Raw genomic sequence first — 22690 nt, forward strand, 5'->3', positions numbered from 1 at the left:
GTAAGCTCCCAGACATGCAGGTGATCCAGTCGACCAAGCTCGCCAACGTCTGTTACGAGATCCGGGGCCCGGTTCTCGAGGAGGCGATGCGCCTGGAAGCGGCAGGGCACCGCATCCTCAAGCTGAACACCGGCAACCCGGCCGCCTTCGGCTTCGAGGCCCCGCCGGAGATCCTGGAGGACGTCCTCCGCAACGTCTCCACGGCGCACGGCTACGGCGACGCCAAGGGCCTGCTGGCGGCGCGCCGCGCGGTCGTCATGCACAACCAGACCCTCGGCATCGAGACGGACGTCGAGCACGTCTTCATCGGCAACGGCGTCTCCGAGCTGATCGTGATGGCGATGCAGGGGCTCCTGGACGACGGCGACGAGGTGCTCGTACCGTCGCCCGACTACCCGCTGTGGACGGCCGCCGTGTCGCTGTCCGGCGGCACGGCCGTCCACTACCGCTGCGACGAGCAGTCGGACTGGATGCCCGACCTCGCGGACGTCGAGCGCAAGGTCACCGACCGCACCAAGGCGATCGTCATCATCAACCCCAACAACCCGACGGGGGCGGTGTACGACGAGGCGATGGTCCGCGGACTCACCGACATCGCGCGGCGGCACAACCTGCTCGTCTGCTCCGACGAGATCTACGACAAGATCCTGTACGACGGTGCCACGCACACGCCCACCGCCGCCGTGGCCCCGGACCTGCTGACGCTCACCTTCAACGGGATGTCGAAGGCCTACCGCGTCGCCGGCTACCGGGTGGGCTGGATGTCGATCTCCGGCCCGCGCGCCCACGCCGACTCCTACATCGAGGGTCTGACGATCCTGGCGAACATGCGGCTGTGCGCGAACATGCCGGGCCAGCACGGAGTGGTGGCCGCGCTCAGCGGGCGGCAGTCCATCGACGACCTGGTGCTGCCGGGCGGGCGGCTGAAGGAGCAGATGGACACGGCGTACGAGCTGCTGACGCAGATCCCGGGGGTGACCTGCGTCCGGCCGAAGGGGGCGCTGTATCTCTTCCCGCGCCTCGACCCGACCGTCTTCAAGATCAAGGACGACCGGCAGATGGTCCTGGACCTGCTGCGCCAGGAGAAGATCATGGTCGTCCAGGGCACCGGCTTCAACTGGCCGGAGCCGGACCACTTCCGGGTGGTCACCCTGCCGACGGCGACGGACCTGCGGGACGCCATGGGCCGGATCGCGCGCTTCCTGGACGGCTACGGCCAGCCCTGACCCCGTCCCTCACGGTGCGTGGAGCTGTCGTCCTGTTCTGTGAACGGCTCAACTTTAGACGAAATCCAAGCTAGGATGGCTTCCTGTCAGAGCACAGGAGGCCATCCTCATGTACGAGCCGATCCGCACCCCCTCCGCACGCAAGGGCTCCGTCCACAGCACGATGGCCGGCACCTCCGACTTCCCCCACCGCAGCCGCGAGGAGGAGCTGGACATCCAGCTCGCCGGTCACCTCGCCGCCCTGCTCGCCGTCACCGACGAGCTGCGCGGGCCGGCGCCGTCCGACGACCTCGACGCCGCGGCCGCACGGCTCGCACAGCAGGTGGCCCGGCTGCGGGGAGGCCGGGCACCGGCCCGGGCGGCGGCCTCCGCCGGCCACGAGTCCCGGGTCGCCGCCCTGCACCAGCGGGCGCACTCCCTCGCGGGACGGGCCCTGGTCGTCGCCGCGTCCCGCGCGGACACGGCGGCGGCGATCCTGGCGGCGCAGCGCATGGACGCGCACGCCGCCGCACTGGCGGAGCAGCAGGAGCTGAGCACCGCCGGCTGACCCCCTTCGGGGTCCCTCTACGGCCCCGGTCCGCGTGCACCCGCAGCGACGCGCGGACCGGGCGCCACCTTTCCGTCCGCCAGGCGGCGCCCCGCTGCCTGCATTCGGGTGGACCGCACCCCTCCCCCGCCCGCCGCTCGTCCGCGGCGTGAGAACGGCCTCGTAACGTCATGGCGTGAAACGCGGGCGATTGTTGGTGGTGCTCTCCGGTGCGGCTGCCGTTGCCACCGGAGTGATGGCGTGGTCGGTGGTCGCCTGTTCGGCGGCGTTCCCGGAATCGGCGGCACGGCCCCCGGTGGAACAGCCCCCGACGGCCGACACCCTGCTGCGCACAGGACTCGCGCTGCAGCAGAGCGAGGATCCCCAAGGGGCCTCCCGTCTCTACCGCAAGGTCCTCGCGCTGGACCCGGACAACGCGGTCGCCTGGTACAACCTGGGCGTCATCGCGCACGAGGACGGCCGGACCGCCGACGCCCGCGCCGCCTACGAGAAGACCCTGAAGATCGATCCGTCGTTCCAGGCGGCCCTCTTCAACGAGGCGCTGCTGCTGAAGTCGAGCGACCCCGACCGCGCCATGGGACTCCTGGAACGCGCCGTCGGAGCCGATCCGCGGGCGGCCACGGCACATCTGCACCTCGGGGACCTCTGGGCGCGCAAGCATCGCGACCGGGAAGCGGCCGACGAGTTCCGCAGTGCCGTCGCGGCCGATCCCGCGCTCCTTTCCCAGGTGCCGGAGTCCTTCCGGGATTCACTGCGCCCCGCACCCGAACCGAGCCCCGCAGGGAGTGCCGGATGACGACGACCGATCCGACGGTGCGGGCGCTGACCGTGTACACCACGGTGGCGGCGGCCCTCTCGGCCCGCATCTTCCTGATGCCCGGCACATCGGGCGACTACGTCACCTTTCTCGATCCCTGGTACCGGCATCTGTCGGCCCACGGCGGTTTCCAGGCCCTCGCCGACCCCGGCTTCTCGGACTACAACGTCCCCTACCTGTACCTGCTGGCCGCGCTCACCTACCTGCCGCTTCCGGCGCTGGCCGGCATCAAGTGGATCTCGGTCCTGTTCGACCTGGCGCTCGCGTACTACACCTTCCGGATCGTGACCCGGCTGCGTCCCGTCCCGTCCTGGGCCGGCTTCGGCGCGGCGGCGGTGGTGCTGTTCCTGCCCACCGTCGTCACCAACAGCGGATGGTGGGGCCAGTGCGACGCCGTCTACGCGGCCTTCCTGGTCGGCGGCGTCCATCATGTGCTGGGCCGCCGGCCGTGGTGGGCGTGCGCGTTCTTCGGGGTCGCCCTGGCGTTCAAGTTCCAGGCCGTCTTCCTCTTCCCCTTCCTGCTCGTCCTGGTCCTGGTGGGACGGGTGCCGTGGCGGAGCCTGCTCGCGGTTCCGGGCGCGTACCTCGCCCTCGACGTGCCGGCCCTGCTGCTCGGCGCCGACCCCTGGCGGCTGCTGACGGTCTACGCCCGGCAGACGGACACCTACCAGCTCCTGTCCCTCCAGGCGCCGTCCGTATACGAGTTCGTTTCGGTGCCTGGGGACACCGGCCCGGTGCGCACCGCGGGGGTGCTGGCCGCGGGCGTGCTCGTGACCCTTCTGACCGGGCTGGCGGTGTGGTCCCTGCGGCGCGGCCGGTCCGGCGCGCCGGACGCCGCCCCCGGGGCGCCGGGGCTGACGGACACCCACGTCGTGCTGCTGGCCGCCTGCTCCGCGATCGTGGTGCCGTTCCTGCTGCCCTCGATGCACGAGCGGTACTTCTACGTCGCGGACGTGCTCAGCGTGGTGGCCGCGTTCGCCCTGCCCCGGCGGCTCTGGTACGTGCCGGTGCTGGTGCAGCTCGCCTCGTTCGGCAGCTATCTGAAGTGCAACTCCACGGAGCTGGCCCCGTATCTGTCGATGCCCGCGCACAGCGCGCTGATGCTGCTGGCGTTGGTGGCCGTGCTCCGGACGGCCGTCCGCGAGCTGTCCCGGGGCCCGCAGGCGCCGGCCGGAGCCGGCCGGCCGGCGGTCAGCCCGACCGCGGCCGCGCCGGCCCGGACCTGAGGGCGGTCGCGGAGGCGGCGGACGCGCCGGTGTCGTCGGCGACGTAGTAGGTGGGGCGCCGCTGGGCCGCGGTGTAGATGCGGCCGATGTACTCGCCGACCACACCCAGGCAGATGAGCTGGACGGAGCCGACGAAGAGCACCGCGATGATCAGGGAGGTCCAGCCGCGGGTGGTCTCGCCCGCGGCGTACGCGGACAGGGTGTACGTGAGCATGCCGAGGCAGACGCAGAAGGCGAGCACGCCGAGCCAGATGGCCAGCCGCAGCGGGGCGACGGAGAAGCCGATCACGCTGTCGACCGCCAGCAGGACCATCTTGCGCAGGGGGTACTTGGTGCGGCCGGCGACGCGCGGGTCGCGGCGGTAGGCGACCTCGCCGCTGGGGAAACCGAACCACGGCATGAGGAGCCGGTACACCTGCGGCTGGTCGGGCAGGGCCTTCAGGGCGTCGAGGGCGTTGCGCGACAGCAGCCGGAAGTCGCCGGCCTGGGCGGAGACGTGGTTGCCGACCAGACGGCGCATCAGCCAGTAGTAGGCGGCGGCGGTACGGCGTTTGAAGCCGGTGTCGCTGGAGCGGTTGGCGCGTACGCCGTAGACGACGTCCAGGTGCCGGGAGCGGGCCAGGGCGAGCATCTCGGGGATCTTCTCCGGCGGGTCCTGGAGGTCGGCGTCGAGGCTCGCCGCGTAGTGACCCCGGGCGTGGTGCAGTCCGGCGGTCAGCGCGGCCTGGTGCCCGCTGTTGCGGCGCAGCCGTACCACCCGCAGCTGCGGCCAGCCGGCCCGCAGGTGTTCGAGTTGACCGACCGTCCCGTCAGTGGAACCGTCGTCCACGGCGACGACCTCGTACGTCTCCCCGGTCCCGTCCAGCACCGGCCGCAGCCGCTCCGCCAGAGCGGGCAGGGCCTCTTCCTCGTTGAACATCGGAATCACGACCGACAGCTCAACCGACGACTCGATCATGCGGTGATCCCAGCCCATCCGGAGCGGACGGGCACGACAGTGCGCCCGATTTGCTCACCTACGGTCATATTTGCTCACTTACCGTACAATGCTGGAATGGTTCAGCGCGCCCAGACACACGCACCCCGCTCCCCCGGGGTCACCCGGCAACTGCCGGTCTTCGCCGTCATCGGGGCGCTGTCCACCGTCGCCCATCTGGGTCTGTTCACGGCGCTCCGGCCGCTCCTCGACGCGCAGCTCGCCAACCTGGTCGCCCTGCTGGTCACCGCGGTGGCGAACACCGCCGCCAACCGCCGGTTCACCTTCGGGGTGCGCGGCACGGAGGGGGCCGCCCGGCATCAGCTGCAGGGGCTGGTGGCCTTCGCCGCCGGGCTCGCGCTCAGCAGCGGCGCCCTGGCGCTGGCGCACCGGACGCTGTCGGACTCGGCGCACGTGGAGATCGGCGCGCTGATCGTGGCCAACGGCGCGGCGACGGTCCTGCGCTTCACACTGCTGCGGATGTGGGTGTTCCGCGGGGGCGGCCCGAGAACGGGCGAAGGCCTGTCGTCACCTCCTGTCGGGGCGGACAGGACGTGACGACAGGCCCATGATTCCGCACGCCGTTGTGCGAAACCTCGCCGGTCTGTGGTGCGGTTGGTGCTGTCACCGCGGCCGGCCGTGACGATGTCGCTGGTCAGGGTCGGCAGCCGGCCGCGGCGTCTTGGGAGGGTCCTTCGGACCCGGCGGGCTCAGCCCAGGCGCTGCACCAGAGCGCGGTACTCGTCCCACAGCTCCTTCGGGGTGTGGTCGCCGAAGGTGTTGAGGTGCTCGGGGACCAGGGCGGCCTCCTCGCGCCAGACCTCCTTGTCGACCGTGAGCAGGAAGTCCAGGTCGGAGTCGGCCAGTTCCAGACCGGCCGTGTCGAGGGCCTCCTTCGTCGGCAGGATGCCGATCGGGGTCTCGACACCCTCGGCCTTGCCGTCCAGGCGCTCCACGATCCACTTCAGGACGCGGCTGTTCTCACCGAAGCCGGGCCAGACGAACTTGCCCTCGTCGTTCTTGCGGAACCAGTTGACGTAGTAGATCTTCGGCAGCTTGGTCTGGTCCTTGCCCTTGGCGACGTCGATCCAGTGGCCCATGTAGTCGCCCATGTTGTAGCCGCAGAACGGCAGCATGGCGAAGGGGTCGCGGCGCAGCTCGCCGACCTTGCCCTCGGCGGCCGCGGTCTTCTCGCTGGCCACGTTGGCGCCGAGGAACACGCCGTGGTTCCAGTCGAAGGACTCCGTCACCAGCGGGACCGCGCTGGCGCGCCGGCCGCCGAAGAGGATCGCCGAGATCGGCACACCCCTCGGGTCCTCCCACTCGGGCGCGATGATCGGGCACTGCGAGGCCGGGACGGTGAAGCGGGCGTTGGGGTGGGCCGCCGGGGTCTCGGAGGCCGGCGTCCAGTCGTTGCCCTTCCAGTCGGTGAGGTGGGCCGGGGTCTCCTCCGTCATGCCCTCCCACCAGATGTCGTTGTCGTCGGTGAGGGCGACGTTGGTGAAGACCGAGTTGCCCCACAGCGTCTTCATCGCGTTGGCGTTGGTGTGCTCACCGGTGCCGGGCGCGACGCCGAAGAAGCCGGCCTCGGGGTTGATGGCGTAGAGCCGGCCGTCCTCGCCGAAGCGCATCCAGGCGATGTCGTCGCCGATCGTCTCCACCGTCCAGCCCGAGACGGTGGGTTCCAGCATGGCGAGGTTGGTCTTGCCGCAGGCGGAGGGGAAGGCGGCGGCGACGTACTTGGACTCGCCCTGCGGCGGGGTGAGCTTGAGGATCAGCATGTGCTCGGCCAGCCAGCCCTCGTCGCGGGCCATGACGGAGGCGATGCGCAGGGCGTAGCACTTCTTGCCGAGCAGGGCGTTGCCGCCGTAGCCGGAGCCGTAGGACCAGATCTCGCGGCTCTCGGGGAAGTGCGAGATGTACTTGGTGGAGTTGCACGGCCACGGCACGTCGGCCTGGCCCTCCTCCAGGGGGGCGCCGAGGGTGTGGACGGCCTTGACGAAGAACCCGTCGGAGCCGAGCTCGTCCAGGACCGGCCGGCCCATACGGGTCATGGTGCGCATGGAGACCGCGACGTAGGCGGAGTCGGTGATCTCGACGCCGATCGCGGAGAGGTCCGAGCCGAGCGGGCCCATGCAGAACGGGACGACGTACATGGTGCGGCCGCGCATCGAGCCGCGGAAGACGCCCTTCTCACCGGCGAAGATCTCCCGCATCTCGGCGGGGGCCTTCCAGTGGTTGGTGGGGCCGGCGTCCTCCTCCTTCTCGGAGCAGATGAACGTCCGGTCCTCGACCCGCGCGACATCGGTCGGGTCGGAGGCGGCGTAGTAGGAGTTGGGGCGCTTGATCGGGTCGAGGCGCTTGAAGGTGCCCTTCTCGACGAGCTCCCCGCACAGTCGCTCGTACTCGGCCTCGGACCCGTCACACCAGACCACACTGTCCGGCTGCGTCAGTTCGGCGATCTCGTTGACCCACGAGATCAGTTCCTGATGGTTGGTCGGGACGGTGGGAGCCGCGATGTCGCGCGCCACGATCGCTCCTAAATGAGGGGTTTTTTGTTGGAGGCCCCGTGGGGGCTGCGGCCCGGATGCTGCATCACGGGTTCGCCCTTGGCGCTCATCCGGTGCCGACCGCACTCATCTGATCATCCGACGCCCGTGCCCATCTGTCCAGACGGCGTCACAGGTGAGCAGAGTGAGGATCGCCACGCATAACCGCGCTTCTTTGCGTCCACTTGGCGTTCAGCAGAAGATCTTTTGACATGAACCCGGAGCGGGCACCCGTGCGCCACCGTGAGACGATGGCCACTCCTGACTCCGGAAGCCGCGGGACTGATCCGTAACTTACGGTTCCGTAGGTACCATGCAGGTCATGACTACGCCCGTCCCCGACGCGCCCACGGACACGCCGGCCGCCGGCCGAGGCCCCGTCGCGCTCCCCCTGCCCCACCCCGTCAAGCCCAAGCTCCGGGGCTGGCTGCATCTCGGCATGTTCCCGGCCGCGCTCATCGCCGGCCTGGTGCTCACCGCCCTCGCGGACTCCCCCCGGGGCCGCATCGCCTGCGGCATCTACGCTCTCACCGCCTGCCTGCTGTTCGGCGTGAGCGCGCTCTACCACCGCGGCAACTGGAACGCGCGCATGGACGGCATCCTGCGCCGCCTCGACCACGCCAACATCTTCCTGATCATCGCGGGCACCTACACCCCGCTGACCCTGCTGCTCCTGCCGGACGCCAAGGGCCGGTGGCTGCTGTGGGGCATCTGGGGCGCGGCGCTCGCGGGCATCGCCTTCCGGGTCTTCTGGGTCGGTGCCCCGCGCTGGCTCTACACCCCCTGCTACATCGCGATGGGCTGGGCGGCGGTCTTCTTCCTGCCGGACTTCATGCGCACCGGCGGCATCGCGGTCCTGGTCCTGGTGATCGTCGGCGGGGTCCTCTACAGCGCGGGCGGCGTGATCTACGGCATCAAGCGGCCGAACCCCTCACCGCGCTGGTTCGGCTTCCACGAGGTCTTCCACCTCCTCACGCTCGCCGCGTTCGTCGTCCATTACGTCGGCATCTCGCTGGTGGCGTACCAGCACGCGTAGCGCCGGCCTCCCGGCACTCCTCCCCGGCCACGGCTCTCCAGCCGTGGCCTTTTTCGTGTCCCCGGAAAGGCGAACGATTGACAGTCTCTGGATTTTGGTAGTTACTCTCATTTCATGGCTACTGTCACGAACGCTTCCGGGGCGGGGCGCGATCCCCGCCGCTGGTGGGCCCTCGGGGCCCTGGTCGCGAGCATGCTCACGCTCGGCTTCGACATGACGATCCTCAACGTGGCGCTGCCGACGATGGCCGGACAGCTCGGCGCCACCACTGGTCAGCAGCTGGGGGTCCCCCCAGGCGTTTAGAGCTGGGGGAGGATGGCGGACGCCTACGTCGTCGTCTTCGCCGCCCTGATGCTCCCCGCCGGGCTGCTCGGCGACCGGTTCGGCCGGCGCCGGATGCTGATCGCCGGGCTCGGCGTCTTCCTCGCCGGCTCCGTGGCCGGGGCGCTGGCCGACGACGTGAACTGGGTGATCGCGGCCCGCGCGCTCATGGGCGTCGGCGCGGCCCTGATCACCCCGCTCGCGATGTCGGTGCTGCCGTCGCTGTTCGCACCCGACGAGCGGGGCAGGGCGATCGGCCTCGTCTCCACCGGCTCCGCGCTGGGCCTGCCGCTGGGCCCGATCATCGGCGGCTGGCTCCTCGAACACTTCAGGTGGGGCTCGGTGTTCGTGCTGAACGTCCCGATGGTCGCGATCGGCATCCTCGCCTGCCTCCTGCTCCTGCCGGAGACCAGCGACCCGGCCTCCCCCCCCGGATCGACACCCTGTCCACCGCGTTCACCACCGCCGGCCTCGGCACCCTCGTCTACGCGATCATCGAGGCGCCCGAGCGCGGCTGGGCCGACCCCTGATCCTCGGCATGCTCGCCGGATCCGCGGTCCTGCTGACCGGCCTGGTGCTGCGCTCGCGCCGGGTCGAGCGCCCGATGCTCGACACGACGCTGCTCGCCCACCGCGGCTTCCTGTTCAACGCGAGCGCCGCGACGCTGGTGATGTTCGTGCTGTCCGGGCTGCTGTTCGTGCGGCCGCCCTACCTCCAGGCCGTCCTCGGCAACGACACCCTCGGCACCGGTGTACGGCTGCTGCCGCTGGTGCTCGGTCTGTCGGTCGCCGCCCGGCTCGCCCCGGCCGCCTCCCTCCGCCTCGGTGCGCGGGCCACGGTCGCCGCCGGCCTGGTGATCGTCTCCTTCGCCGCCCTGCTCGGCACCCGGACGACAACCGGCTCCGGCTACGGCTTCACCGCGCTGTGGCTCGCCGTGGCCGGCCTCGGCTCCGGACTCGCCCTCGTCCCGTCCATGACCGGGGCGCTCGCCACCCTCCCCGCCGACCGGGCCGGCAGCGGCTCCGGCCTGCTGATGACCCTGCGTCAGGTCGGCGGCGCCATCGGCATCGCCCTGCTCGGCAGTCTGCTCGCGAGCACCTTCCGCGACCGTCTCGACGTCACCGGGCTGCCCGCCCGAGCCGCCGGCACCGCCGGGGACTCGGTGGTCGCCGCCCATCTGGTCGCCGACCGGGCGGGCTCGGCGCACCTCGCCGCCTCCGCGAACGACGCCTACGTGCACGGCATGGCCCTGGTCCTGCTGGTCTGCGCGGTCGCCGCCCTGGTGTCGGCGCTGCTCGCGGCGGCCTTCCTGCCGGGGACGCCGACGGCGCGCCGCACCCGGAGCACCGACCCCGACATGGCCCCGGCCGCGGCGGATGCCCGACAATGAACCGTATGACGGCCGCACGCCCCGCCTCCCCCGCCGACCGCCCCCAGCCGGGTCTGCGTGAGCGCAAGAAGATCAAGACCCGCGAGGCGATCCGCACCGCGACCTACGCGCTGATCAGGGAGCAGGGGTACGACGCCACGACGATCGACCAGATCGCCGAGCGCGCCGAGGTGTCGCCGTCGACCGTCTTCCGGTACTTCCCGACCAAGGAGGACATCGTCCTCACCGACGAGTGGGACCCGGTCCTCGTGGCGGAGCTACGGGCCCGGCCGGCCGACGAGCCGTGGCCCGACAGCGTCCGCCACGTGATGCTGAGGGCGGTCCGCCTGGGCATCGAGGACGATCCGGAGGTGGCGCGGCTGCGCACCCATGTGATGGTCCAGGTCCCCGCGGTGCGCTCGCGGATGATGGAGAGCATGTCGGTCACCGGCCGTATGTTCAGTGAGGTGATCGGCGAGCGCACCGGCCTGGACCCCGAGAGCCTGGAGGTCAGGGTGTACATGATGTCCCTCATGGGCGGCCTGATGCAGGCGTCCATCTACTGGGCCGAGAACGGCCACCGGGACGACTTCGAGACCCTCCTCGATCGCACGCTCGACGTCCTGGAACACGGCCTGCCCAGCAAAAACCCCTGAGCCCGGCCCCCTCCGCCATGCCATCCTGACCAGGTGAACGCACCCGAGATCCTCGTCGAAGTCGCCCCCGAGCTGGCGGTGTTCGTCCCGCACGCCCGGCGTACCGGGACCCACCCCCTCGCCGTCGACGGCGTCTCCACCCTCGGCCATGTCGTCGAATCCCTCGGCGTCCCGCTGACGGAGGTCGGCGCCCTCCTCGTGGACGGCCACGAGGTCCCGGTCTCCCACATCCCCGCGCACGGCGAGTCGGTGGCCGTCCGCCCGGTCACCCGCCCCCAGCAGGTCCCCGGCGCTCCCCTCCGCTTCCTCCTCGACGTCCACCTCGGCACCCTCGCCCGCCGGCTGCGCCTGCTCGGCGTGGACACGGCCTACGAGTCGACGGACATCGGCGATCCGGCCCTGGCCGCCCGCTCGGCCGCCGAGCAGCGGGTCATGCTCAGCCGCGACCGGGGCCTGCTGCGCCGCCGCGAGCTGTGGGCCGGCGCCTTCGTCTACAGCACCCGCCCCGAGGACCAGCTCCGGGACGTCCTCGACCGCTTCCGTCCCGACCTGCGCCCCTGGACCCGCTGCACCGCCTGCAACGGCCTGCTGCACGCGGCCACCAAGGACGAGGTCGCCGACCAGCTGGAACACGGCACCCACCGCTCCTACGACGTCTTCGCCCGGTGCGAGTCCTGCGGCCGCGCGTACTGGAAGGGCGCGCACCACGAACAGCTGGAGGCCATCGTCGAGGACGCCCTGAGCATGCGCGCGCAGGGAAACTGAGTACGACGGCGCATCACCCGCAGCCCGCCGCGCGGTGGGATGGGGCCATGAACACCACCGCTCCGCAGCAGGTCACCCTCACACCGCAGCAGAAGGACCGGTACCTCACCGGCTGGGCCGTGGCCGGACTCTGCTCCCTCCTGCCGACGGTCGTCCTCGCCTGGCTGGCCGTGCTGGCCACCGAGCGCGGCAGCCGCTGCCTGACCTACGGCGAACAGTGCTCGTCGGTCCCCGGCACCGTCCTGTACGGCGTGTTCTGGCTGTCGGCGCTGGCCGGCGCGGCGGCACTGGCGTGGCCCCGGGCCCGCTGGACGTACGCGAGGCTCGGGGCCGTGCTGGTGCAGTGGGGTGCTCAGCTCACGCTGGGCGCGATGATCCTCAGCGGCGCCTGAGTCAGCCGTTCAACGCGGTGCGAAGCCGTTCGGGATCGGTCGTCGGGGCGTCACAGGTGAAGTTGCGGCAGACATAGGCCGTCGGCTCCCCGTCGCTCAGCGGACGGTCCGCGAGCAACGGGAACTCGTCGCTCCCGGCGGTGCCGAAGGCGACGACCGCGCCGGGCGCGGTGCCGAGCAGCGCCGTACGCAGCAAGGTCCTCGCGGCGGGCTCGTCGAACTCCGCCGCCACGACGGCGACTTCACGCGGCCCGTCCAGCAGCGCCTCGGCGACGGCGAGCCCCCAGCCGATGAAGCGGGGCACCCGCGGCCCCAGGGCCTTGACGACACCGAGGGCCTTCTCGGCGGCGGCGCGGTGCGGCTCGGAACCGGTGTGGGCGGCGTACCCGAGCAGTGCGCCGGCGGCGGCGGTCCACCCGGAGGGAACGGCGTTGTCGGTCGGGTCCTGCGGCCTGCGGATCAGCCGCTCGGCATCGGCGGCCGTGTCGTACAGCACCCCGGACCCCGGGTCGGCGAACCGCGCGAGAACGTGGTCCAGCAGGAAACCGGCGAACTCCAGCCACACCCCCTCCCCCGTGACCGAGGCCAGCGCGAGGAACCCCTCGGCCACGTCGGCGTAGTCCTCCAGCACCCCGGCGTTGGCCCCCGCCCGTCCGTCCCTGCTGGTACGGGTGAGCCGGGCCTGCTCGTCGAGATGCAGACGTACGAGGAGATCGGCGGCGCCGACGGCCGCCTCCACCAGGTCGGGGCGGTCGAAGTAGGCGCCGGTCTCGGCGAGCGCGGCCACGGCAAGACCGTTCCAGGCGGCGACGACCTTGTCGTCCCGGCCGGGGGCGGGGCGCCGGGCGCGGGCGTCGAGGAGCCGCCGCCTGATGCCGGCGATCTTCTCCGCGTCGAAGACGCTGTCCCGCTGCGGCAACTGGAGGACGGAGGCGCCCTCCTCGAAGGTGCCCTCGTCGGTCACCCCGAAGTAGTGCGCCGCGAGCCGGGCGTCCTCCTCGCCCAGCACCTCGGCCAGCTGCTCGGGCGTCCACACGTAGTACGCGCCCTCGACGTGCTTGCCGGTCCCGTCGTCGCTGTCGGCGTCGAGCGCGGAGGCGAACCCGCCCTCACCGGTGCGCAGTTCCCGCACCATGAAGTCGGCGGTCTCCAGAGCGACCCGCCGGGCGAGCTCGGAGCCGGTGGCGCGCCAGAGATGGGCGTACACCCGGCAGAGCAGGGCATTGTCGTACAGCATCTTCTCGAAGTGCGGCACCGTCCAGTCCCGGTCGACGGAGTACCGGGCGAAGCCGCCGCCGAGCTGGTCGTAGATCCCGCCCCGCGCCATCCGCTCGCAGGTGTCCTGGGCCATCTGCAGGGCACCCTCGGCCCCGGTCCGCGCGTGATGCCGCAGCAGGAACTCGACCACCATCGACGGCGGGAACTTCGGCGCCCCGCCGAACCCGCCCCGCTGCGGGTCGTACTCCCGCGTCAGCCCGAGCAGCGCCTGCGACAGCTCCTGCTCCCCCGGCGCCCGGCCGTCCCCGAAGGAGAGCTCCCGCTCCGCCAGGTCCCGCACGATCTTCCCGGCGACCTCGGCGACCTCCTCCCGCCGGTCGGCCCAGGCCTGCCGGACCCCCTCCAGCACCTGCCGGAAGGAGGGCATGCCGTGGCGGGGGGCGGGCGGGAAGTACGTACCGAAGTAGAAGGGCTCGGCGTCGGGCGTCAGGAACACGGTCATGGGCCAGCCCCCCTGCCCGGTGGCGGCCTGCACGGCCTCCATGTACACGGCGTCCACGTCGGGGCGTTCTTCGCGGTCGACCTTGACGCTCACGAAGTGCGCGTTGAGATCGTCGGCGGTGGCCCGGTCCTCGAAGGACTCCCGGGCCATGACATGGCACCAGTGACACGCAGAGTAACCGACTGACAACAGAACGGGTACATCGCGCCGTTTCGCTTCCTCGAACGCCTCAGGTCCCCACGGCCACCAGTCGACCGGATTGTCGGCGTGCTGAAGCAGATAAGGCGAGGTCATACCAGCCAACCGGTTCATACGACCCAGCCTCTCACAGCGCCTGGCGCGGCCGGTGAAACCCTGACGAGCCCGCCCCGCTTGGCCGAATTGCACTTGTGAGCCATCACGTGGTGGGCGACGTTTCCCCCTGCCGAGTCGGGCGGCCCGGCACCTCGGAACAGTAGGCTGGGCGCAATGGCGCTGAATCTGCCGAGGCTCCTCGAAGGAGGTACACCATGACCGCCGAGATGGTGGCGCCCGAGTGGATGCATTCGCAGATCAGCGCGGAGCAGTACGACTCCTGGTCCGAGGAGCAGTGCGCCGGCATCGAGATCGTGGACGGGATGGTCGTCGTGAGCCCGAGCGCCTCGAAGCGGCACAACCGGCTGGCTCGGATCCTGGCCAATGCCCTGGACGCCGCGGCGGGCCCGGACTGGAACGCCGACACGGACTTCGACGTCCGCCTGCAGGACGTTCCGCTCACCAACCGCCGCCCGGACGTCACCGTCTACCGCGCGGAGACCATCGACCTCACGCCTACCCGCCCCGAGCACGTACTCCTGGTCGTCGAGGTCGTATCGCCCGGCTCGGAGACCACCGACCGGATCGTGAAGGTGGACCAGTACGCCAAGGCCGGCATCCCCTTCTACTGGCGCATCGAGCAGTCCGCCACCGGCGTTCCGATCGTCTACACCTACGTCCTCGACCCAGCCAACAGGGCCTACCGGGACGGCGAGGTGTTCACCGGCACCGTGAAGGCCACCGCGCCATTCCCTGTCACGGTCGACCTTGGGGCCCTGTGAGCAACGAGGAATCGCCCGTGCCCTCGGCGCCTCCGACGTCCTGTGGGCTAAGACATGTCCGCAACCGGGGGCCTCTGGGCAGCGACCCCCGGCTCGGCCCGGACCCGTCGTAGGCGGTCCGGAGGGAAGATGTAGAGCTTCAACCAGGCGCCGACCTGCACTTTCTCGCCGGGGACGAGCCGCGTGGGAAGCTGCCCCCGCTTCATGCCCGTCACCCTGATGGCGTGGCGTCGTCAGCGGATCACAACGTCGTGGTGATCGCTGGCGACGACCTTGCCGTCCTTTACGATCCATACCTCCACGTAATGCCGACCCCGATACATGGTGCGCTCATGGATCCGTGGTCCGCGCCCTGGCGTGATCTGACCACGCAGGCCGTGGGCGTTCTCGGCGTCCGGTCCGTGGTTGCGGACCTTCCACCAGATCTCGTACGGCTGCGGGGCATCGGTAGTCACCGTGAAGTAGAGGTCCCGGCCCACGGGGGCAAAGCGGCTCCGGCGCAGGTCCACCGACCCGGTGCCGATGGGGTTCGCGACACGGGCTTCGATCCGGGCCCAGCGTCCACCCGCCCACTGCACACCCATCTCCTCGATGAACCTCTCCGACGGCGCCCGGGTGCCCCCTTCCGCCGAGGCCGGCTGCCCGGCCTTGGCGAGGGAGGCCGCTGCCGTCGTGGCCGGTGCCTTGAACCCGTCACCGAAGAGTTGCTGCCAGAGTTTGACGCTCTTGTCCTTGTCCTGCTCGTCCAGGGCCGTACGCATCCGGGTCGCATACGACTGAATGTGCTTGGCGAAGTTGGCGTACCGGTCCTGGTTCCAGCGGTGGTTGAAGCTGGTCTGTGGGCAACTCGGGTCGGCAATCACGGGCATTAGCGGGTTGAGGGCCAGCCACGCGGCGAGGTCCTCGATGAGGTGGACCAGAGTGGTGGGCACCCCGCTGTAGCGGTTTCCCGTGTCGTAGACCTGGACCCGTTCGCCGAGCAAGGCGGTCAGAATCACCGAGGGGATGCTGAAGGTGTCCTTGGAGTCCCGCAGGTACTTCACCAGGCGAATCACCTTCCGCAGGTTGCCGCCGGTCAGTGAGTCCTTCTCCTTCATCCACGCGGTGTAGCCCTCGGGGTTGGTCTCCTCGAACTCCTCTACCTCCGAGTTGACGATCACCTGCCGACCGTCGGGCAGGACGAGGTGGGGGACGATGTCGACGTGGCAATCGCCCGCGTAGTTGATCCGCACACAGCGGTTCTTCTTCACCACCATCGACTTGTAAGTGTTGCTGCGCTTGAGCGCAGCGAACAGGGCGTTCAGGTACTCCGACGGCGTCGTTTCCCATGCCTCGACAACGGTCAGGTTGAGCAGGAAGTCGGCGTCGAACTCGTCGTTCTTGCCGGCCACTGGCTTGATGATGGTGCGATGGGCCCAGGAGCCCTGTCTGGTGGTGCCGAGGATCAACGGGCCGATAACCGAGTCGCTGGTCAGGAAGCTCAAGATGGCCGTCACCCGGGTGTCCAGCTGATCCAGCCTGGTCTGGTTGAGGTTGACCGTCCCCTTGAGCAAGGTGTTGAAGTGCCCGTTCAGTTTCACTTGATCTCCAGCGCGGGGCGGTAGCCGCCGTCGGTGCGGTCGTAGATCGTCAGACTGGGGTGGACCTGGCGGTCGTGGACACGGCCCAGACTCACTGCGGCGGACAGCGGTACAGCGGGCAGGATGTGCAGGCGGCGGATGGCCTTCGCGTTCGCCTCGATGTCGGCGAACAGGGCACGAAGGTTCTCTTGAAAGCGGGCGAGGCTGTCGCGGTGGCGCATGATGTCCGGGGCAGCCGCCGCGTCCGCCGGACTGATCCGGTAGCGCCGCAGCCCTGCCAGCCGAGGGGGCAGTTCCCCAGGCTGGATGGTGCCGGAGATGTTGAGCACCAGGACGGCTTCTTCAGCGGGCGGCACGTCCAGGTCTAGGTGTGTCGCGAAGGCGACGAGCGGTCCGTCCTCGCTCCATGTCCAGGTCTCATCGTGGCGGTGGCGCTGGTAGATATCGGTGGGCACCGTGTCATCCAGACGCGATCCCAGGTAGACGAGGAGCGGGATGCGGGCGAATCCGAAAACGCTGAGATGGGCCACCTGGTCGCGGGAGATGCCCTCGTTGAGCTTGTTGTCGACCACGTTGTCGATCACGGCCTTCGCCTGGCTGTAGTACTCGCCGTTGGTCCCGTCCTCCCCGGGGACGTCGCGGAGGTCGATCGTGGCTTCGCCCAGTACATGGCGGAGCTCGATCTCAATTCCATGGCGGGAGTAGGACTCCAGGAAGAGAGGGACGCGGTCGCCCGAGATGAGGACGGCGGACGAGGCTGTCTGTCGGGTCAGTTCGACTTGCTGCCCCCGGACCTGACCGATCATCCGCAGCACAGTGGTCGTACGGTCTGGTGCGATGCCGGTGACGTGCTTGATCCGGTCTTCGTGGGCGTGCTTGAGCGCGAGCAGCTTCTCGACGGTGAAGACGTCGAGGTTCTCCGGCGCGTCGATCTCGTCGTGCTCGTCGGCGCAGACCAGCATCACGTTGTCCGCGGTGTCGCGCTCGACAAGATCATTTTTCCCCCGGGGAGAGCCCGCTGTGTTCTGCTGGCCGACGATGTGGGCGAGCTCGCCGAGACGGATGGTCTTGTTGGCCAGAGCCCCATCCAGAAGGTAGCGGTTGCAGATCGCGCATCGGCCCCCGCTGCGGACCCAGACCTCGAACCTGACCGGCTGGGGCAGGGCCTTCCGCTTATAGCCGCTCTTCTTCGTCGCCAACTGAACCTCGCAGGACGCCAAGTCGCTTGCAGGGGCAGGGAATCCTGCGCCGTGAGAGAACGGTACGCCCCTGGTCTGACACTTCGCGCGACCTCGCATGCCGCAACTCCAGGCACGCCCGCCTCGTGCTGCTGGGGTCGGGGCTACGTTGTGGACCGGACCAGTAGCGGGCCAGCCGGATGAGACCGCCGAGACGCCGCCGGTGGCCACCAGGCGGTCGGGACGGCCTCTACGGCCAGCTGCGGCTTCCGCAGATCAACACGCGTGGCTCGCCCAAGTCCGCACCCATTCCCTCTGCGTGCGTGGCCAGTTGAAGACGAGTGCGCAGAAGCCGTTGCGGATGCTGGTCAGCGACTCGCAGTCGCGGGTGCAGTAGAGCTTGTTGGTCAGCAAGAGGGCCCAGGTCTCGAGTTTGGGCGGGATGCACATGGCAGTGCCGATGAAGCCGCAGTGCACCCAGATACGGTCGGCCGCCCCGGCGCCTGGGTCTACCCCGACCGCGCCGTAGCTGATCACCCTCGGCGCACCCGCCCTGTAGTCCTCACACTCGACCACGGGCGGCGGGTGCTGACCGCTCCCGTCACCGCCACTCTGACCCCACGGGGCTGCGGCCGGATCGGGAGACCTGTCGCAGCCCCGTGGCGGCCCACCCCCTGCCACTCCGCCACGTAATCCTGACCGTGGCGTGGGCCGCAGACTGCGGCTCCGCGCCCCCCTACTCCTCAGCGGCGACAGCGGGTGCGCTGCCCTCCAAGTACTGGCGGATACTGGCGATCTTCTCGGGCCCCCACTCGGGCGAAGCGGCCAGTTCGGCCTCCACCCAGGCGTCGATACTTGCGTTCAGGTCCTCATCGTACGTATCCACGCGACTCCCGCCCCTGACACACCCCAGGCCATGACTGCCTGGCCACTCACACGCCCTGCCGCTAGTGACACGCAGAGTATCCAACTGGCAGCAGGACGGGGACATCGTGCCGTTTCGCTTCCTCGAACGCCTCGGGTCCCCACGGCCACCAGTCGACCGGGTTGTCAGCGTGCTGAAGCCGATATGGCGAGGTCGCACCAGCCAACCGGTTCATGCGGGTCAGCCTCCCACAGGGTCTGACGCGAGCACCGAAACCCGCCCGAGCCCGCCACGCTCGGCCGGGTCGGGGTCCCACTGCCCCGGAACCGCCAGCTGGACCGCGGGCCATTCAGCCACGCCAGGGCCCTTGGGGACGAGTGGTGCTTCGATCGCGCCGTCCGACTTCTTGTGCAAGTGACAGTATCTGAAGTACCTTGCAAAACATGCCAGATGACGCATGGTCACCACCTCCCGTCCTACTGACAGTCGATCTCGTGATCCTGACGCTGCGGGAGAGTCGTCTGCACGTGCTCTTGGTGGAACGGGGCGAAGAACCCTTCCAGGGCGCCCTCGCGCTGCCGGGAGGATTTCTGAACCACGATGACGAGGAGATCCTCGACGCCGCCCACCGCGAGCTGAGCGAGGAAACGGCACTGACCTCCGGCTGGGTGCACCTTGAGCAACTGGCCGTGTACGGAAGTCCGGGCCGCGACCCGCGGGGACGAGTCGTCTCCGTAGCTCACCTGGCGATCGCACCGGGGCTGCCCGATCCCGTCGCGGGGACGGATGCCACCGAGGCCGCGTGGATTCCCGCGGACGCCGTCCTGTCCGGCGAGACCGCTCTCGCGTTCGACCACCGTCGCATCGCCGAAGACGGGATCGAACGCGCGCGCGCCAAGATCGAGTTCTCGGCGCTGGCCACCGCTTTCTGCGGGGAGAGCTTCACCATCGCGGAGCTCCAGCAGGTGTACGAGGCCGTCTGGGGCACTCCGCTCGACACCCGCAACTTCTACCGGAAGGTCCAGGCCGCGAAGGGATTCATCGTTCCCACCGGCGCGGACCGCAAGGCCACAGGGGGGCGGCCCGCGCGGCTGTACCGGGCCGGGCCGAACACCGTGCTGTTCCCACCGCTGATCCGACCCCACACGCCAGGGGAAGAGGAGTAGATGTCGAAAGACCTGGTGGTGATTCTCACCGCCCTCAATCTTGAGTATCAGTCCGTGCGCGAGAGGCTGGTGGATCTTCGATTACATCTCCACAAGAGTGGTACCCGGTTCGAAGTGGGCGTCGTGAAGGGCACGTCGTGCCGTGTCGCGCTCGGGCTGACGAGCAAGGGAAACCAGTCCTCCGCGGTGATCGCGGAACGCGCGATCCAGGAGTTCTCGCCCGTGGCTGTGCTGTTCGTCGGGGTCGCCGGCGCCCTGTGGGATGCCACGAGGCTGGGTGACGTGGTGGTGGCGTCGCATGTGTACGCCTACCACGGCGGCACCAGCGAGGACGATGGGCTCAAAGCCCGCCCTCGGGTGTGGGAAGCGCCTCACGGCATCAGCCAGCTCGCCTCACACCTGGCCCGTCTGGACGAGTGGGCGGATCCCCCGCCTGGTCACGAGGACCGACCGCAGGTGCGTTTCGGGGCTGTCGCCGCCGGCGAGATCGTCCAGAACTCGAGGATCTCGGCCGAGGCGAAGTGGATCCGGCAGCACTACAACGATGCGCTCGCCATCGAAATGGAGGCCGCCGGTGTGGCCCAGGCCGGCCATCTCAGCGGAGCTCCCGTGGCCATCGTCCGGGGAATAAGCGACCGGGCGGACGGCACGAAGAACAGTTCGGACGACCGCAACTGGCAGCCTCGGGCCGCGGCGAACGCGGCGGCTTTCGCCGTCCGCCTAGCAGTGGAACTGGTGAACGAGCAGGGGGAGTCCACCATGCAGTCCGCAATGGCCCAGGACGGCAGGGACCGTTCGGTCGAGCGATTAGACCGGGGGGTCATCAACACCGCTCACAACAGCACCGTCGGCATCATGGCCAGCTCGGTCACGGGCAGCAGTGTCCACATGGGCACGGCCCCGAAGGCATCCGGTCCGACGGACCTGGTCACGGAGCTGAGCGGGTTCCGCGACCAGCTGAGGTGGCACCGCGCCGAGGGCGTGCTCGACGAGGACAGTTACCAGGCGGCCCTGACCGATCTGGAATCCTCCCTCCGGTCGGCCGGAGAGCGTGCCCCTGGGTCGTCGAAGCAGACCGTCCTTGCGCTCAAGAGGCTGCGTGGACTGGTCGCGGAATGCCCCGCGCTGGTAGCCGCGTTGGCACCCCTGGTCGCTGCGGCCGGTGGCCTGGCATGAGCCGCGACGACAGTGCCGCGTACAGCTCGGATTCGTACAACTCGGCCGCGTACTCCACCGTCGGGATTCAGGCCGAGACCGTCCACGACTCCCACGTCTACATCGTCCACCCGGACGCCTCGCCGCAGGAGAAGTACCGGGTCGGCGTGCGACTCCTGGAGGACGGCGTCCCCAGTCGCGCCCGGGAAATGATCACTGATGCGATCGCCCACGGCCACGACGGCACGGAGGTGCGCTTCCATTGGGTGCTGGCCATGCTCAGCGCACGTACCCACCACGACCTGAGCGACGAAGAGGTTCAGCGGCTGCGCTACACCGCCGGGCGCGTGCGGGACTACGCCGAGGACGAGTGGACGGAAGCCCTACGCGTCACCTTCGACCTGTTGGCGGCGCTCAGCACCGCCGGCAGCGAGACCGGACCCGTGCTAAAGCAGTTGCAGGACCTGCCGCACCGCCAGCACGACGCGATCCTCCGCCACCTCGACCTCATGCTCACCGGAGGCCTGAAGGACTACCTGTGGGCGGAAACCCTTGAACGCGCCAAGGCAGAACGCTTCGCCAACGACCGGGGCCAGCGGGTCTGGACCTACTTCGCGCCCACCCCCATCGGGGCAAGGGCCGTTCCGCCCCGCCCGAGCACCGCTGCCGCCGCCAAGGCGGCCCTCCCCCTCCGCGCGATCCTGTTCGTCGTCAGCAGTGCGCTCCTCTGGGCCCTGGCACTGATCACGGATCCGGCCCAGGCAATCGTCGAATTACCGGTGGCACTCGGCGCGGGCCTGACCACGGCCCGTTTCGGCGTCCGGTGGTGGGGCCGGTGGCCCGGGCCGGGCCTCGCGGCCGGGGCGCGCGTCCCCCACCCACGCGATCCTGCCTCCGACTCCGCACCCGGCCCGGACTCCGGACCCGACTCCGGCCCGGACTCCGCCGAGGGTAGGTTCACCAAGCGCGTCCGCCATTCGTTCGATCACTACTTCAGCAGGCGCAGGCCCCACGGGCTCACCTCGGACGCCTGGCTCGCCCACACGGATCAAATCCGCAGCGGCCTCGCCGCCGAGATCGCGGATCTCTACCGGGAGAGCCGGATCGGTGTGGAGCGGGTCGAATGGCTGATCCGGTACCTCGCCGAGGATGCCCGGAATCGCTACAACAGCGGCACCCTGTTCGATCAGCACCACCAGGACCGGACTCCGGGCAGGACGAAGGCCCTGACCGTGGCAGCCCTCGCTGTTCTCGGCACGGCGGCTCTGGCCACGTTCGCCACGGCGGTCACCGATGCCACCCAGCAGCAGGTTCTGTGGGCGTTCCTGGCCGTGCTCGGTGCGGCCTGGTCCGGGCACGCAGCCGCTTCCCGTTGGCTGGAGGTCCGGCGTGAGGAGCACCGACTGGACCAGGAGAATCGGGAGTACCTGGAACAACTGGCCGCACGGCAGAGCGCCTACCAGCGCTGGCAGTCCTTCCTGGACGACAAGCGGCCCAGCGAACAGGAGATGGAGACTTGGCTCGCCTGCGACAAGACGTCGTTCGTCGACGAGGCGCTCCAACACCACCGGCTCACCTGGCGCGACCTAATCACTCACACCATCCTGGTGGCCCCGGCTCCCTCCTACAAACGGGGCCGGGTCCGCGGCGGCCCATGGCGGTACTCGCACTACGTCTTCCGACTGTTCCTGTTCACCCAGGACGGCATCCGCGAGATCAGCTCCGAGTTCGACTTCTCCGACGCGACGCGCAGGAACGAGCAGCGGAACAACTACCGGTTCGACGCCCTGACCTCCGTGCAAGTGACGGAGAACGCCGACGTCGGCTACGACCTGGAGCTTCTCCTCGCCAACGGACCAGCCAGGAAGATCCGCGTCAAGGACGCCGAAGCCCGTCAGCTGGCGCCGACCGAGAATCCCCAGGAAGTCTCCGAGATCAGCCTCAGCGCGGCCGGCTCCACCCACACCTTCCGCCTCCTGGAGGGGATAGCGGCGGACGGGAAGAGCTGGATCGAACGGCACGGCCCCGACAGCCTGGCGCCCTTCCAGATCGCCGGTTGATCCTGAACTC

The 22690-nt window shown here is 69.8% G+C and carries 20 protein-coding genes and 2 pseudogenes; 14 read left to right on the forward strand and 8 right to left on the reverse strand.

All coding sequences use genetic code 11. The features are described from left to right. Nucleotides 1-14 precede the first annotated feature (14 nt). The 4 genes from ACFY2L_RS15790 (at nt 15) to ACFY2L_RS15805 (ending at nt 3816) form a co-directional block, all read left to right on the forward strand. Nucleotides 15-1226 (forward strand): pyridoxal phosphate-dependent aminotransferase, encoded by a 1212-nt coding sequence (locus tag ACFY2L_RS15790; protein WP_390658401.1) that lies wholly within the window; start codon nt 15-17, stop codon nt 1224-1226. Between the two features lie 109 nt (nt 1227-1335). Further along, entirely contained in the window at nt 1336-1773 is a 438-nt protein-coding gene (locus ACFY2L_RS15795; protein ID WP_390658400.1) for a hypothetical protein, read from the forward strand. A gap of 175 nt (nt 1774-1948) precedes the next feature. Continuing rightward, a complete protein-coding gene (locus ACFY2L_RS15800) occupies nt 1949-2569 on the forward strand; it encodes a tetratricopeptide repeat protein (protein ID WP_390658399.1) in 621 nt (206 codons plus the stop codon). Further along, the gene (locus tag ACFY2L_RS15805) at nt 2566-3816 is read left to right on the forward strand and encodes a glycosyltransferase 87 family protein (RefSeq protein ID WP_390658398.1); all 1251 of its coding nucleotides are present in this window, start codon (nt 2566-2568) and stop codon (nt 3814-3816) included. Before ACFY2L_RS15800 ends, ACFY2L_RS15805 begins: the two co-directional genes overlap by 4 nt. On the opposite strand, the gene ACFY2L_RS15810 is transcribed toward ACFY2L_RS15805, so the two are convergent. After that, nucleotides 3782-4774, reverse strand: a complete 993-nt coding sequence (locus tag ACFY2L_RS15810; RefSeq protein ID WP_390658397.1) for a glycosyltransferase family 2 protein — start codon at nt 4772-4774, stop codon at nt 3782-3784. The two genes, ACFY2L_RS15805 and ACFY2L_RS15810, sit on opposite strands and share 35 nt — an antisense overlap. Before the next feature lie 96 nt (nt 4775-4870). On the opposite strand from ACFY2L_RS15810, the gene ACFY2L_RS15815 reads away from it, so the two are divergent. Then, nucleotides 4871-5350 (forward strand): GtrA family protein, encoded by a 480-nt coding sequence (locus tag ACFY2L_RS15815; RefSeq protein WP_390822600.1) that lies wholly within the window; start codon nt 4871-4873, stop codon nt 5348-5350. Between the two features lie 152 nt (nt 5351-5502). On the opposite strand, the gene ACFY2L_RS15820 is transcribed toward ACFY2L_RS15815, so the two are convergent. Beyond that, nucleotides 5503-7323 carry a phosphoenolpyruvate carboxykinase (GTP) gene (locus tag ACFY2L_RS15820; protein WP_390658395.1) on the reverse strand — a complete coding sequence of 607 codons (1821 nt, stop codon included), beginning with the start codon at nt 7321-7323 and terminating at the stop codon, nt 5503-5505. Nucleotides 7324-7663: 340 nt separating this feature from the next. On the opposite strand from ACFY2L_RS15820, the gene ACFY2L_RS15825 reads away from it, so the two are divergent. From ACFY2L_RS15825 to ACFY2L_RS15845, 5 genes and pseudogenes are all read left to right on the forward strand, one after another. Continuing rightward, nucleotides 7664-8377, forward strand: coding sequence for a hemolysin III family protein (locus ACFY2L_RS15825; protein WP_390658394.1), 714 nt, complete (start codon nt 7664-7666; stop codon nt 8375-8377). Nucleotides 8378-8491: 114 nt separating this feature from the next. Next, a pseudogene (locus ACFY2L_RS15830) lies at nt 8492-10088 on the forward strand (DHA2 family efflux MFS transporter permease subunit). After that, complete coding sequence (locus tag ACFY2L_RS15835; protein ID WP_390658393.1) at nt 10085-10723, forward strand: TetR/AcrR family transcriptional regulator; 639 nt, start codon at nt 10085-10087, stop codon at nt 10721-10723. Before ACFY2L_RS15830 ends, ACFY2L_RS15835 begins: the two are co-directional and overlap by 4 nt. 33 nt (nt 10724-10756) lie before the next feature. After that, nucleotides 10757-11488, forward strand: coding sequence for a Mut7-C RNAse domain-containing protein (locus ACFY2L_RS15840; RefSeq protein WP_390822601.1), 732 nt, complete (start codon nt 10757-10759; stop codon nt 11486-11488). Nucleotides 11489-11535: 47 nt separating this feature from the next. Further along, complete coding sequence (locus ACFY2L_RS15845) at nt 11536-11880, forward strand: hypothetical protein (protein ID WP_390658391.1); 345 nt, start codon at nt 11536-11538, stop codon at nt 11878-11880. Between the two features lies 1 nt (nt 11881). Here the strand turns inward: ACFY2L_RS15845 and ACFY2L_RS15850 are convergent, their stop codons facing one another. Beyond that, entirely contained in the window at nt 11882-13912 is a 2031-nt protein-coding gene (locus ACFY2L_RS15850; RefSeq protein ID WP_390822602.1) for a thioredoxin domain-containing protein, read from the reverse strand. A gap of 197 nt (nt 13913-14109) precedes the next feature. Here ACFY2L_RS15850 and ACFY2L_RS15855 point away from each other — a divergent pair, with 197 nt between their 5' ends. Beyond that, nucleotides 14110-14676 carry a Uma2 family endonuclease gene (locus ACFY2L_RS15855; protein WP_390822603.1) on the forward strand — a complete coding sequence of 189 codons (567 nt, stop codon included), beginning with the start codon at nt 14110-14112 and terminating at the stop codon, nt 14674-14676. 233 nt (nt 14677-14909) lie between these two features. Here ACFY2L_RS15855 and ACFY2L_RS15860 read toward each other — a convergent pair whose 3' ends face one another. The 5 genes and pseudogenes from ACFY2L_RS15860 to ACFY2L_RS15880 all read right to left on the reverse strand — a co-directional run. After that, nucleotides 14910-16256 carry a cyclic GMP-AMP synthase DncV-like nucleotidyltransferase gene (locus ACFY2L_RS15860; protein ID WP_390822604.1) on the reverse strand — a complete coding sequence of 449 codons (1347 nt, stop codon included), beginning with the start codon at nt 16254-16256 and terminating at the stop codon, nt 14910-14912. Next, the gene (locus ACFY2L_RS15865) at nt 16253-17455 is read right to left on the reverse strand and encodes an SAVED domain-containing protein (RefSeq protein ID WP_390822605.1); all 1203 of its coding nucleotides are present in this window, start codon (nt 17453-17455) and stop codon (nt 16253-16255) included. Before ACFY2L_RS15865 ends, ACFY2L_RS15860 begins: the two co-directional genes overlap by 4 nt. Nucleotides 17456-17710: 255 nt before the next feature. Next, nucleotides 17711-17971, reverse strand: coding sequence for a hypothetical protein (locus tag ACFY2L_RS15870; protein ID WP_390822606.1), 261 nt, complete (start codon nt 17969-17971; stop codon nt 17711-17713). 199 nt (nt 17972-18170) lie between these two features. Further along, nucleotides 18171-18320 (reverse strand): hypothetical protein, encoded by a 150-nt coding sequence (locus ACFY2L_RS15875; RefSeq protein ID WP_193554964.1) that lies wholly within the window; start codon nt 18318-18320, stop codon nt 18171-18173. Between the two features lie 64 nt (nt 18321-18384). Next, nucleotides 18385-18534, reverse strand: a pseudogene (locus ACFY2L_RS15880) (DUF255 domain-containing protein); the annotation flags it as partial. Nucleotides 18535-18742: 208 nt separating this feature from the next. On the opposite strand from ACFY2L_RS15880, the gene ACFY2L_RS15885 reads away from it, so the two are divergent. Genes ACFY2L_RS15885 through ACFY2L_RS15895 form a run of 3 tightly spaced genes read left to right on the forward strand, consistent with a single transcriptional unit; the run spans nt 18743 to nt 22680 of the window. Continuing rightward, nucleotides 18743-19465, forward strand: a complete 723-nt coding sequence (locus tag ACFY2L_RS15885) for an NUDIX domain-containing protein (protein WP_390822607.1) — start codon at nt 18743-18745, stop codon at nt 19463-19465. After that, nucleotides 19466-20641, forward strand: coding sequence for a purine phosphorylase (locus ACFY2L_RS15890; protein ID WP_390822608.1), 1176 nt, complete (start codon nt 19466-19468; stop codon nt 20639-20641). It abuts the gene before it with no gap. After that, a complete protein-coding gene (locus ACFY2L_RS15895; RefSeq protein WP_390822609.1) occupies nt 20638-22680 on the forward strand; it encodes a hypothetical protein in 2043 nt (680 codons plus the stop codon). The genes ACFY2L_RS15890 and ACFY2L_RS15895 overlap by 4 nt, the downstream gene beginning before the upstream one ends. The last annotated feature ends 10 nt before the right edge of the window (nt 22681-22690 follow it).

The sequence above is a fragment of the Streptomyces sp. NPDC001381 genome (assembly GCF_042895685.1).
Classification (GTDB): Bacteria; Actinomycetota; Actinomycetes; order Streptomycetales; family Streptomycetaceae; genus Streptomyces.